The sequence below is a fragment of the Clostridium acetobutylicum ATCC 824 genome (genome assembly GCF_000008765.1).
Taxonomy (GTDB): Bacteria; Bacillota; Clostridia; order Clostridiales; family Clostridiaceae; genus Clostridium_S; species Clostridium_S acetobutylicum.
Genome location: NC_003030.1, coordinates 2,727,845 through 2,741,746, shown reverse-complemented (window position 1 = coordinate 2,741,746; position 13,902 = coordinate 2,727,845). Strand labels below are relative to the sequence as shown.

Here is a 13,902-nt window from a genome sequence, read left to right as displayed (position 1 = left end):
GGGTGAAAAAATGAGAGCATCAAAAAAAATTATTGTATGGGCTTCTATATCCTTAGTTGTCCAATTATCAGTATATTTTTATCTTGATAGATTTTATTTTGGAGAAGAGAATAATATAAAGATATCTAATATGGGTAACTTCGACACAGAGAAAGAAATAAAACCTAATGTTGCAGTGCCATCTTCAGCAAGTGATATAACTATATCAGATGATGGAAGTTATACAGCATATATGGAAAACAGCATCGTTAAGGTTTTCGATACTAATACAGGAAAGCAGCTGAACTTGAATTTTGTAAATGGCGTACAATGTCTAGCATATAGATGGGTTCCGGATACTAATAGAATGATAATAGCAGAGAATGTTTCTGGGCAGCTAAGGTTCTATTCCTATAATGCTGAAAAAAAATATAAGGAAGAAGTAAAAGACTATATAAATGGTAAATCAAATGTAATATCAGCTTCAAGACGAGGTACTGAAGTTAATATGAGAATGTCAGTTTCTACAGGAGTAATGTATATAAAAGTGTCATACGCAGGTGCAGGTTCAAGAGTATATAGATTAGATGTAGATGAAGAGCTAACTCAAATTAGAACACTAAATAATCAAATAGGAAGATTCAATGTAACATCAAGAGAAGATAATCTTATATATGAGGATTCAATAAATGGCACGGTAAGGTCTACCAAAATTAAAAATAATATAGTTGTAGATGGAAATGCTAGTTTAAAGTTTTTAGGTGTTGATGAAAACAATAATGTTTATGTTTCTGCTAGAAGTGGTAAAATAAATAAAATATATTATGGGGAAGTTGCGGCGGCAGCAACAAAGTTTAAAACAGTTAATTTAGATGGTAGTTATGATTCAGATAATATATTTATTTCATCAGGTGGGAATATATATTTTAAAGATTTAGCGTCTTCGAGATTGATAAATTTAAAGAACAATACAAAATATCAGTATAAAGGTACGTTTGAAGGTCTATTTAATAATAGAATAGCTTCTGTAAGTGGTGGTAAATTAGTTCTACAAAAGATAGATTAAGGTTGTATGTATAAATTGTAAATAAACAGCCATGATGTTGACTTAGTAAGATTTTAAAGATAATATATATTGTATAATATGTTGAATAGTAGAATAATATGCATCGTAATATATATACAAATATTGGAGATATATATCATGAGGAGAGTTGGTACTTTTGATTTATGATAATTATAATGAAGAAGATATAAAAAACAGGGATTTGGATATTCGTAAGGCAAGGAAGAGAAAGAAGAAAGTTATATTTATAATATCAAGTTTAGTATTATTATGTTTAATTGGGGTTTTAGCTTATAATGAAATACATAAGTATACGACTTTGGGTGAGTCTAAAAGAGTAATTGCTAAAAAGCACGTAAAAAAGCAGAAAAAGAAAGAGGCAGTACCTGCTAAGAGTACTACAGTGACACAACCTAGTAATCAAAATGACGCTTCAAGCAATACTGCATTTATAGCTTTAAATCAAGCAGAAAAACCACTTAGAATAGATGTGGATTTAGAAAAGCAAAGAGTTAATATATATGATGCTAAAAGTAGATTAGTTAATTCTTTTGTTTGTTCTTCTGGTATGAATGGATACGATACACCTAAAGGTGAGTATACCATAAAGGAAAGAGGATATTCTTTTTATAGTCAAAAATATAATGAAGGTGCATACTATTGGGTACAATTTATGGGAAATTATTTATTTCATAGTGTGCCTTTTGATAAGAATAAGAATATAGAGCCAAATGAAGTAAATAAACTTGGGAATAAGGCGTCTCATGGATGTATAAGGCTTCCAATAGATAATGCAAAATGGATATATGACAATATACCAAGGGGAACTTTGGTGAATATAAAATAAAATGATGTGGGAAAGGGATATCAATGAGTAAAAAAAGTCGTAAGGCCGATAAAAGAACTAGATATAAGAAAAAGAAAAGCATAGTTAAGACCATAATTCTTTTTTTAGCTTTTGAAATTATATTTACAGGTGTTACTGTTGTTCCATATTCATTATATGGTCCGTTTACAAATGTTAGAAATACTATAATAAGTACATTAATGGGAACAGGTGCACACAAATATATGGCTAAGTGGTTTTTTAGTGATGCTAAGATCCAGAGTATATTACAGGAATCCAGTAAGAGTGAAGCGACAACGAAGCAATCTAAGAATGACGTTATAAAAATTAATACAGATAGTGATATAACACGAATGCAGGTTGATGGTGATGGAAAGTTTACTGCTAATGTTCTTATAATCAAAGATCCAAATAGAGTTAAAATAGGTTATGCAGCACAGATAGGATATGTAGGAGAAACGACTCGCGAAATGGCAAAGAGATATAAAGCCGTAGCAGCCATAAATGGTGGATATTTTAAGGATACCTCCCCTAATAAACAAAGTGGTGGAGTTGGTGCTATTCCAACTGGTTTTATTATGTCTAATGGGCAAATAGTCTATCCTCAAGATAATAGTAATTGGAGTGAAATTACTTCAGAGGAAGAAAATCGTGCCTTAACTATAGATAAAGATGGCAATTTGCAGGTTGGAGGAACATATTCACCTGATCAATTGATTAAAAGTGGTATCAGAGAAGCTGTTATAACAGAGCCATATCTTATTAAGAATGGTAAGAATACTATACAGGCGAATAGTGTTTCGGGAACAAATCCAAGAACAGCAATAGGTCAAAGAGCAGATAAAAGTATAATATTTATGGTTATAGATGGACGACAAGGTGTCAAATTAGGAGCAACAGTTGGCGATGTTCAGGTTTTGATGCATAAGCTAGGTGCGGTAAATGCTGCATGTCTTGATGGTGGAGGCTCGACAGCTATGTACTACAATGGCGAGATAATAAACAATCCTTCCAATGCAACGGGTGAAAGAGCGGTACCTGACATAATTTATGTTGAGCCGAAATAGTGGGAGGACTGTAGGATGAAAAAATTAAGAAACGTAATTATATGTGTACTAATTTCTATAATTATTCAAAGTGGATTGCTTTATTACATGAATGCTTATATGTTTAAAAATATTACAAAAGTAACGTATAGGATAATTAAGACAGAGGAAAAGAAAAAGGTTCTTTCAATTTCGATTCCACAGGATGCTGATAAAATCCAAGTGTCATCTACAGGAAAATATGTATCTTATATATCAAACAATGCATTACATGTTGTGCAAATGAGTAATGGAGTAGATAAGAAAGTTCAGATTGACTGTGATCTATCAGATGTTTATGCAAAGTGGCGTGTTTCAGAGGATGTATTAGTAGTTATTGAAAAAGTTGACTCGGGTATAAAAGTATATAAGTGCGATCCTTTAACTGGAGAAAAACAGCAAGCGTTGGATTTTAATAACAAAGGAAGAACTTATGACTTAACTAGGAGCAGTTCTAATGTTGTTCAACTTCAATCTAATGATTTAAATACTATAATGTATATAAAGGAACAAACTGGAAGCGGAGCGTCATATATTGATAGGCTTGATATATCAGAAGGGATTACAAAAATGCCTTTAGGAATTACAAAGGTTGGGGATTACTATGTATTTAAGGCAGAGGATAAGGTTGTATTAGAAGATTTAGCAGATAATAAAATAATGATGGCTACATCTGATAATTCTCAAACTATAGAAATTCCAGGAGTAAATAATCCAAAACTTCTATATGTGGACGGACAGGGAAATTTATATGTTGCAAATGTTGTGAATGATAAAATAGTAGAAATATATACTGCTAGTCTAAATAATAGAGCGAATAATAGTTCAAGTGGCCAAGATTCAAATTTTAAAGCTAGTTGGAATAAGATAACCTTAAAGGAACCTGCTGATCCCAAATATGTATACATATCTGATTTGGGCGATATATATGCAGTGGATCACCTTAAAGGTAAGGCTATAAATATTAAGAATAACAAAAGTGTTTCATTTAATAATATGTATGTAACTATGTACGGAGATTCAGAAAAAGGTGGAATAATAAGTAGAGATGTAGATAATAACAAACTTATTGAAACACCAATAAAGTAAATTATAAATTTATAAGTTCTCACATTATATGAGGACTTATAAATTTTATGTAATATTGTTTCAAGATGGAAGGTATAATTATTAAATCCTTTCAATTTTTATTTTTAGGTGATTAAGGGGGAAGTTTATGGATATAAGACAAGAGATAATTTATAGATTAATAATGATACCAGCAGTACTTATTGGATTCACTTTTCATGAGTATGCACATGCCATTGTAGCGGATAAGTTAGGAGATAAAACGCCTAGATTTCAAGGAAGGATTACACTTAATCCGATGGCGCATTTAGATCCATTTGGATTTGCAGCGATTATATTAGTGGGATTTGGTTATGCAAAACCCGTACAAACAAATCCGGCAGCTTATAAGAACTATCGAAGGGATGATTTAAAGGTTTCTATAGCAGGTCCTATAGCAAACTTGATTGTTGCATTTGTTTTTTCTATTGTATGCAGTCTGTTTTTAAGGTTTTTACCAAGTACATTAATTACATCTATAATATATAGGTTAATAATAGAAATTGTAAGAATGAATTGTTTGCTTGCTTTATTTAATTTAATTCCTATACCTGGTTTTGATGGATTTCATGTGTTAAGGGATTTGTTTCCTAAAGCAATACCGGATTCTGTATACAGGTATGGTACTATTATACTTTTAGCAGTTATATTCCCAATCATTCCTACAGCTTCTGGAACACTATCCATAGCAAATCTTATTATAGATAAACCAGTAGACATGATGTTTAATTTTTTTATGAAAATAGCGGCATTGATATAATTACGAGATAATAACTAGGAGGATAAGATGAGACTTAGAAAAAAATGGTGGGCGCGACCTGAAATGGAAGCAAGTCCATTGTGTATAGTAAACCCTAAAGATTATAAAGGCAAATGGAGAGAAGAATTTAAAAATGATAATGAGATTTATCTTGAGCTTGGATGTGGAAGAGGAGATTTTGTAACCAATATAGCTAATAAGCATCCAGAAAAGAATTATGTAGCAATTGACCTAAAAGATGAGGTAATAGCAATTGCACTTAGAAAAATAACTGAAAGTGAAGTACAAAATGTTAGAATAGCACCACTTCAAATAGCTTTTATAAATGAAGTGTTTGATAAGGATGAAATAGCAAGAATATATATAAACTTTTGTAACCCTTGGCCTAAGGATAGGCATAAGAAAAGAAGACTAACGCACACTAAATTTTTAACAAAATATAAGGAATTTTTAAAACCCAATAGTCAAATATGGTTTAAAACTGATGATGATGGTCTTTTTGTTGAGTCTTTAGATTATTTTAAGGAGTGTGGTTTTCAAATAAAATTTATGACCTATGATCTACATAAAAGTGGATTCGATAAAAATATTGTAACTGAATATGAATCTAAGTTTTTAAAATTAGGCATAAATATAAAATTCTTAATTGCAGAGTTAAAGTAAAGGTGATTTTATGTTTGAAGATTTAGTAGGTAAGGTAGCGCTTATAACAGGTTCATCACGTGGAATTGGAAAAAGTATTGCCGAGGAAATGGCGAAGATGGGGATAGAGGTTGTAATAAATTATAGGAATGATGAAAAAGGGGCGCTTGACACACTAAAAAGTATTAAGAATAGTGGTGGAATTGCAGAAGTTTATAAATGTGATATAACGTCATATAGTGAAGTGAAAAATATGTTTGAATTTATAATTAGCAAGTTTGGGAAAATAGACTTACTTGTAAATAATGCGGGCATTTCTAAAATTGGACTTTTTATAGATATGAAAGAAAATGACTACAATGAAATCATGGATAATGATTTTAGAGGAGTTTTTAATTGTACTAGCCTAGCAGTTAAGTATATGTTAGAAAGAAAATCAGGAAGTATAATAAATATATCATCTATATGGGGAAACGTGGGAGCTTCCTGTGAAGTATTATATTCAGCTGCTAAAGGTGCAGTCAATTCATTTACAAAGGCATTAGGAAAAGAATTGGCACCTTCAGGAATTAGGGTTAATGCAATTTCACCAGGTGTTATAGATACAGAGATGAATGGATCTTTTTCAAATGATGAGAAGAATGATTTAGAAAATGAAATACCAATGTGCAGATTTGGAAAGACTTCAGAAATTGCGAAAATTGCTATATTTTTAGCTAGTGAAGAAGCATCTTATATAACAGCTCAAGTAATAACTGCAGACGGTGGTATGCTGTAAATGAATATATATAATAAATATTGTCAATAATACCAATATAAACATTGTAAGAAGGTGGTATTATGGCAATATTTTTTTTGATTTTGGGACTACTTTTGTTTTTAGTAGTTATAATTATATGTGTAATAAGAAAAATAAGAAGAAAAAGAATTGGATATATAAATCTATCATTTTTGGTAGTGGCTATTGCTACAATAATAGTGAGCTTTATTGAAATACCAGTAAAGGACTATTCTGAGGATGCATCTCAAAAGAGTAAGATAGTAAGTAATAAGGTTATTAAAGAAAGTAAAAGTGGTATTCTTAATTTATATAGTTTAGAGAATGGCCAAAGTATAGTAATACAGTATAATGATAAAAATATACTAATAGATGTACCGGCATATTTATCAGAAGTTAATGATAAGAATAACATGTTCAATGTTCTAAGTTCACACAATATAAAAAAAATAGATATGCTTATACTTAGTTCAGCACAGTACAAGTCAGCTGATAATATTCTAAATGTTGTTGGAAGGTATAACATAGATAACATTCAGTATGCAGATAATTCTATCGAAAAAACAAATTTGGATAAGGAAATAACGGATAGGGTTAAGGCTGTGAATGATGTGAAGAAAAGTACTACACTGCCTGAGGTTATGAAAGAGAAACAGAGCTTATTTGGTATAGAGACAGAAAGTGAAAAAGATGAGGATGGTATTACTTTAAGTCTGAAATTACCTAAGAATGTGAAGGGGTATGCTAATATAGATTCCTATGATAAAAATATTAAAGGAAACAGCATATATGATCATAAAATTAAAATAGGTTACGATGCTAATGGGTATATTTTAATTAAAATAACTTCCGATGTAAGTGCTAATAAGGACTAAATATGTCATTGATTATTGTGCAGTACAAAAATTTAATGCTATAATTGTTAGTAAATGAAGTATATATGGAAATAAATATTAGAGAGGATGCATTTATAGTGGAAATTAATATATTAAAGTGTCATGGTACTGGGAATGATTTTATTTTAATTGATGAGTACAATAATAATTATAATCTAGATGATGAAACAAGAAGAGATATTGCAATTCAGGCATGTAATAGAGCAAAATTTATAGGCGGAGATGGAATTTTGTTTGTCCAGAAGAGCGATATATGCGATGCTAAAATGAGAATATTTAATGCAGATGGTTCAGAGGCTGAAATGTGTGGCAATGGACTTAGATGTGTTGGAAGATATGTTATTGAAATGTTAAATAAAGAAAGTGTGGAGATAGAAACTTTAAAATCCAAGTATTGGGTAAAATTACAGGAAGATATATATGAAGGAGTAAAAACAGTTAAAATTGATATAAAATCTGTTTCCCTGGATGTAAAAACTCTTCCGTTGAACTATAAAAAAGAAAAATTAATTTTTGATAAAATACCTGAATTATCTGATGAGTTTGATTTTACTGCGGTTAGCATAACAAATCCGCACTTAATAGCTATAGTTAACAATATAGATAGTGATAAGTTAGTTGAAATCGGAAAGAAGGGCAACAGCACAAAATCTGTTTTACCTCAAGGGGTAAATGTAAGCTTTGTAAAAGTTATAGATAGTAGTAATATTTATGTTAAAACTTACGAAAGAGGAGTTGGCTTAACTAAATCCTGTGGGACAGCAATGACGGCATCTAGTATAGTAAGTTGCATAGGAGAAAAGGTTCAGTTTGATAATGCTATAAATGTATACAATGATGGTGGAGCCATAAAGACTATAGTTCATAAAGATAGTAATGGGAATTATTCAGTTGATTTTATAGGAAATGCAACTTTTATATTTGAAGGAACTATGGAGCTTGATAAAAGGAAAATAGAACAGTTTACAATAGATGAAAGTAAGTTTGAGAAAGAAACTAATTCATATAATGAATTTTTCGAATATACAAGAAAAAATTGTAAGTAGATTAATATAATAATCGATTGAAGGTAAAGAATTATGTAGGAGGTAATATAGGTTATTACCTCCTATTTCCAAGAAATGTTTACAAAGGTAACGAATAAAAAATGGAATAATAGGTAAAAATAGCTATCATTTAAAATTACAAAAGGGTATAATTATATAAGGTGAGTTTTAAAAAGCTTTATAATGGTATTGGAAGTGAGTCTTGTGAACATTATTAATAATAGATATAGAATAGTAGATACAATAGATGATAAACAAATTTTAACATCACTTGAAGTTATAGATCTTTTAAGAAATGACTCAAAATTAAGACTTAGTATAATAGACTTAAAGAATTTTTCAGATAGTGCAAAGGATTATATAAAAAATGAATTTATAAATTTAGTGAACTTAAATGAAAAAAGTATATATAGATTGTATAGTTTGAATGTAATAAATAGTATAGATAATAAATTTACAGATGATATGAAATGGTACTACACGTGCGAAATAAATAGAGAAGCCGATAGACTTTCAGATATAGTAGAATCTTTAGACGAGAATAGTATTTTAGATATATTTTTACAAGTGTGTGTTGCTATTCAATATTTAAATTGCAGTGGATATGTATACAAGAACATTGACATTAAAAATATATATGTTGATTATAAAGATGGTAAGTTTAATATTAAACTTAATGACCTAATCTCAGCTGAATTAGATAGAATTAATAAGAAGTACAAGAGCAGAATTGAAGCAATAAATTTTAAGCTTAATTTGGATAATTATAATGACTATCAAAGGGATATAATAGAACAAATACATAAGTTAGGCATTTTGCTATTTGAATTATGCAGGAGTAAGTTTGTCAAGAATATTGAAATTGATGATTTGTCGTTATTATGTGATGATAAAACTAATACGGATGATATAATGTGTTCGGAAAACCCACATAAAAAATTTTTGCTAAAAATAGCACCAATTATTGACAAGATGGTTTCTAATATTGGTCGTAGATACACAAATATAAAAGACATAGTAAATCATATTAATGATGCGTTTGAAAAATATGTAGATACTTATGAAGTAAGAGCTCTTGAAAAATTAAATTATAATGTAAAAATAGTAGGAAGAGACAAGGAAATAAAAAAGGTTCTTAATCTATGTAATTTTTCAAAAGGTGGGATTAGTAAATCTAATTTATTTATCGTACATGGGAAAAGCGGGATCGGAAAAACAAGGTTTTTAAAGGAAATTAAATATATTTTTAAGTTTAATATGGATAATGTTTACTACAGTTTTGGCAGCAGAGACTATATAAAAAGAAATGTTTTTGATGAAATTTTTAAACAAATTCTTGTGAGTTATGATTATAGAGTAATAAAAACCTACGAAAGAGAACTTGGAAACGAGATATTCGAGATACTTAAAGATATTAAAAAGGATTCAGTAGATATGAAACAAAAGGATGAACTATTTGATAGATGCATAAATTTTATGAATATTATGGCTGAGAGGAAGAAGTTAGTTATTATAGTAGATAACTTAGATAAGATAGATGATTTCAGCATTGATTTCATAAGATACTTCTATAGAAGAATAAGAAATACTAAGAATATAGTAATTATGTTTTCATATTCGGATGAGTCAATTTATGTAAATAATAATATAAGTCAATTTATAAATTTATTTAAAATTAGTTTTACAGATATTACACTTAATGAGTTGAACTTCAATGGTACTAATGAACTTATAGGATCTGTGCTTGGAACAATTACACCTCCAAAGGAATTTGCTAAAAAAATTTTTGAGAAAACCAAGGGAAATCCAGGATTTATAATTGAAGTATTAAAAGGACTTTATGTGAGAAAGTATATATATGTAAATGAGGAAGATGGGTTATGGGTAACATCTTATGATAAGATAAATGAGATACCTATACACAGTTCTCTTGTGAAAAATATACAAAATCAGATAAATGACATGGATGGAATTGAATTAGAAGTAGTTAATGCTATGAGTATATTTAATGTACGCTTGAATATAGGTATTATAAAAATGTTTTTTAAGGAATATGATGATGGAATTATTGAAGCAACAGTAGCAAAGTTAATAAAAAGGGGTGCAGTAGAGTACATAGAAGAAGATTCGGGTATATATTATAATATTTCTAATAAGGTAATTAAAACAACCCTAACAGAAAAAATGGATGCATATTACAAAAGTAGTATTAATGAAAGGGCAGCGGAGGTATTAGAAAAAATAGATCCTGATAAATATAGAGAAGAAATACTTTATCATTTTGAAAATTCTCTAAATATTAATAAAATTATTGAATATTATTTGGGGAAATATAAGCATATAATCTATGTTGATAATAGAGAAAAAGTAATAAGCAAAATAAAAAGGTTAGTAAAGACAATTAGAACTGATTGTAGTTTAAGTGGAATTAGGCTTTTAATTATTTTAGGAGATTTATTACTTATAGATGAAAAAATAGAGGAGGCACAAATATACTTTAACTTGGCTGTAACACTTGCTGAAAGTATAGAAGAGTATGATGTGCAGTTTCAAGCATTAAAAAGAATAGTGCGTATACTTCAAACCAATTCTAAATTAAAAGAAAGCAGAAAATATATACGTAATCAAGAAAAGCTTTTGAAAAAATATTATAAGTTAGAATTTGAACTTTTGATTTATACTGAAGAAGCATTTAATTTTTACATTAATAAAGAATTTGAGAGAGCTATCTCTATATGTAATAATGTACTTGAGAAATGTAATAAAGGAATGGAAGATGTTCAATTCTATGCGTACTATATTTTGAGTAACACGTTCATAGAAAAAAGAGATATGCAGAAAGCTTTAAAATATAATAAAATTTGTACTAATAAAAAATATTTTATGGAGAATTTAACCTATGTATTGGATTCGCTCAATAATATAGCATATATATATGGTAACTATTATGAGGATTTTTCACAATGTAAAAATTATCTTTTGGAGATATTTCAAATAGCAACAAATTTTAATTATTCTCATTTTAAACTATTATCTTTGTCTCAAATAGCAACTTTGGATTTTAAGCAGGGAAATTATAAAGAGTCATATAAAGCGTTTAAAAATGTTTTAGATCTTTCTGAAAAAACTAATGACAAATACATAGAAGTATATTGTTACTGCAGGTTATGTAAGGTTTGTCTAGTGATGTATGATATAAAAAGTGCATATGAATATTTTATTAAGGCATCTATAAGGATAGTCGATTTTGAAAATGATTTGGATATTATGAATATGTATTATATAGCAGCTATAGAAACGTATTTAAAGATTGGTTTACCTAAAAAGTCTAAGGAATACATGGAAAAATTTAAAGAGAAATACGGGTCTGAGAATATTAAAAAAAAGGAAGAAGTAGTTGAATGCTTTATAGATTACCTGATTGAAAAAAATGAGAAGTCGGTTAGTAATTTTCAAAAAGCTGTACATGAGATGAATATTAATAATAAAAGCGTCAATAGCATAACTACAATAATACAATTGGCGGTAATAGTTTATTGGAAAAAGGATTTAGAGATATTTTATATCATCTATAAAAAGTTATCCAGTTATCATATGAAAAATGATGTAATGAAAGGTGCTATGAAAGTAATCAAAGCATTAAATGCATCTGGTGAAAAAATGCTTAAGTACTCTATCAATGCTATTAGAGAAAATGAAAAGGATATAAAGGTGTTTAAATTCTTATATGCTAATATTGCACAGTATTACTTAAAGAATGGAAATTACATTAGGGCTATAAACTATTTTTTTGACTATATAGATTTTATATGGCGTTATTTTTTGAGTGTTCCAGATAAATATAAGAAAGATTTTGCGATGTGTTATAGTATAAGAGATGATTTAATAAAATATATAGGCATTGTAAATGAATATGCTGGTCAAGAAATAATTTTCTCCAAAAGTGTTGATGTCATACTTAACGGTGATGGAATAGATAAATTTTATGAAGGTACAAATTTAAAAAGGTTGTTTTATACAAGAAAGTTTAAAAAGGATTTGAAGAAATATTATCAGTCATTTATTCCTAGGGAAGTAAGTAGCAGGATAGATGTAATGAAAAATCAAGTGGATTCATCTATAACCAATATACAAAATATACTTAGATATTTAAAGCACAGCTTAGTTGCTAAAAAAATTTATTTTATTCTTAATCAAGCCCAAGATGAAGATACAGTAGTATTTACTCAAAATAGAAATTTTATTGATAATAACATACTTAAAGAAAACTGGGTAATTAATGATGTTAATACCAGGAAAAAGCTTATTTTTATAAAGAGATTTGGATTTAAACCAGAAAAAAAACTAGAGGATGATATAAAGGCAGTAATATGCATGCCTGTATATAAGCTACTATCCAATTTCAATAAACAAGATAATAAAATTCTATCTGGTATACTGTATATTGAGACGGATAAAATATTAAATAATTTTAATGTGGATGCTATTAATAAATGTATAGAGCTTAATGGTCTTTTGAGTTTAAATGTTGATAAATACACACTAAAAATCAGTGCCACTATTGATTCACTTACTGGTGTAATGACAAGAAGATATCTGGATGTTTATATCGACGAAATGTTTCAGAAAGAGAGAAATTCCAATAAGGAATTCACTGTTTTTATGTATGATCTTGATAACTTTAAAGCAATAAATGATAAGTTTGGACACGGCACAGGAGATACGGTATTAAAAGAAGTTAGTAGAATAGTTAAAAATAATATAGATGGAGAATCTATTTGTGCCAGATATGGTGGAGAAGAGTTTATAGTTATATTACCAAGCTATAACGTGTTAAAGGCATATGAAATTGCAGATGGTATAAGAGAGAAAATAGATAGAGCTAAAATACTTGGAAATAAGAGAAGTGTAACAATAAGCGTTGGATTGGTGTCATATCCTGATATGGCAAGGTCTAGAGAAGAAATTTTTGAAAAAGTAGATAAAGCGCTTTATATAGCAAAGAATACGGGAAGAAATAAATGTGTTATATGGAATGAACGATTTAACTATAAAGCTAAAGTTACAAATAAAATAACAGGGATAGTAACTGGTAATCCTGTTAAAGATTCTAGAAATGTACTTGTCACAGTTGAATTTATGGAACTGCTTAGAAGTAGCAGCAATGTAGAGGAAAAGATATATAATGTACTAGGTAGATTAGTCGAATTTTTTGAGGCAGCATATTGTAGTATAATATTGTTAGATGACAAACAAATTTCTCACATTTATACAAGAAAGATATTTAAAACTGAGTTTGTTAAAAAGACATATATCAATGATAAGATTGTTCAAGAAGTTTTAGAGAAAAAAGTTGGTTTATACATGATTGATTGGGATAACATAAGTGGATTTGATGAGACTACAGGCATGCCAGATTGGGATTCTATAATGGTTATTCCCCTAAATAACAAGGGAATAATTAAAGGTATACTTTATTTTAAGGTACCAACGAAGATAAAGGAATTTAAGTTTGAGGAATTTAATTTTGCAAGTGCAATTTCCAATATTGTGGCAGCACTTATTTAAAAAGATATACAAAAGCGCTGCTTGTAATCCAGTGCTTTTGTATAAAAGTTAAAAAATCGAGGGGAAATTGACTATAAAGTTAAAAATTATAGGTAATTACTAAAAAGTACCTCTCACAAATATTTTCT

Annotated in this window: 10 protein-coding genes; all 10 read left to right on the top strand. The window is 28.8% G+C overall.

Annotated features, from left to right (window positions below):
* Nucleotides 1–10: 10 nt before the first annotated feature.
* The 10 genes from CA_RS13465 to CA_RS13420 all read left to right on the top strand — a co-directional run bounded on the left by CA_RS13465 (nucleotide 11) and on the right by CA_RS13420 (nucleotide 13,774).
* Nucleotides 11–1,045 (top strand): hypothetical protein, encoded by a 1,035-nt coding sequence (locus tag CA_RS13465; protein WP_010965920.1) that lies wholly within the window; start codon nucleotides 11–13, stop codon nucleotides 1,043–1,045.
* 157 nt (nucleotides 1,046–1,202) lie between these two features.
* Entirely contained in the window at nucleotides 1,203–1,892 is a 690-nt protein-coding gene (locus CA_RS13460) for a L,D-transpeptidase (RefSeq protein WP_010965919.1), read from the top strand.
* Between the two features lie 23 nt (nucleotides 1,893–1,915).
* Nucleotides 1,916–2,959: a phosphodiester glycosidase family protein gene (locus CA_RS13455; RefSeq protein WP_010965918.1), complete on the top strand. Its 1,044-nt coding sequence runs from the start codon at nucleotides 1,916–1,918 to the stop codon at nucleotides 2,957–2,959.
* A 15-nt stretch (nucleotides 2,960–2,974) separates the two neighbouring features.
* Complete coding sequence (locus tag CA_RS13450; protein ID WP_010965917.1) at nucleotides 2,975–4,066, top strand: hypothetical protein; 1,092 nt, start codon at nucleotides 2,975–2,977, stop codon at nucleotides 4,064–4,066.
* A gap of 127 nt (nucleotides 4,067–4,193) precedes the next feature.
* A complete protein-coding gene (locus CA_RS13445; RefSeq protein ID WP_010965916.1) occupies nucleotides 4,194–4,844 on the top strand; it encodes a site-2 protease family protein in 651 nt (216 codons plus the stop codon).
* 27 nt (nucleotides 4,845–4,871) lie between these two features.
* Entirely contained in the window at nucleotides 4,872–5,507 is a 636-nt protein-coding gene (gene trmB, locus CA_RS13440) for a tRNA (guanosine(46)-N7)-methyltransferase TrmB (protein WP_010965915.1), read from the top strand.
* Nucleotides 5,508–5,517: 10 nt separating this feature from the next.
* The gene (gene ymfI, locus CA_RS13435) at nucleotides 5,518–6,264 is read left to right on the top strand and encodes an elongation factor P 5-aminopentanone reductase (RefSeq protein ID WP_010965914.1); all 747 of its coding nucleotides are present in this window, start codon (nucleotides 5,518–5,520) and stop codon (nucleotides 6,262–6,264) included.
* A 62-nt stretch (nucleotides 6,265–6,326) separates the two neighbouring features.
* Nucleotides 6,327–7,139, top strand: a complete 813-nt coding sequence (locus CA_RS13430) for a hypothetical protein (protein ID WP_010965913.1) — start codon at nucleotides 6,327–6,329, stop codon at nucleotides 7,137–7,139.
* A gap of 65 nt (nucleotides 7,140–7,204) precedes the next feature.
* The gene (dapF, locus tag CA_RS13425; RefSeq protein ID WP_010965912.1) at nucleotides 7,205–8,206 is read left to right on the top strand and encodes a diaminopimelate epimerase; all 1,002 of its coding nucleotides are present in this window, start codon (nucleotides 7,205–7,207) and stop codon (nucleotides 8,204–8,206) included.
* Nucleotides 8,207–8,410: 204 nt separating this feature from the next.
* Complete coding sequence (locus CA_RS13420; RefSeq protein ID WP_010965911.1) at nucleotides 8,411–13,774, top strand: diguanylate cyclase; 5,364 nt, start codon at nucleotides 8,411–8,413, stop codon at nucleotides 13,772–13,774.
* The last annotated feature ends 128 nt before the right edge of the window (nucleotides 13,775–13,902 follow it).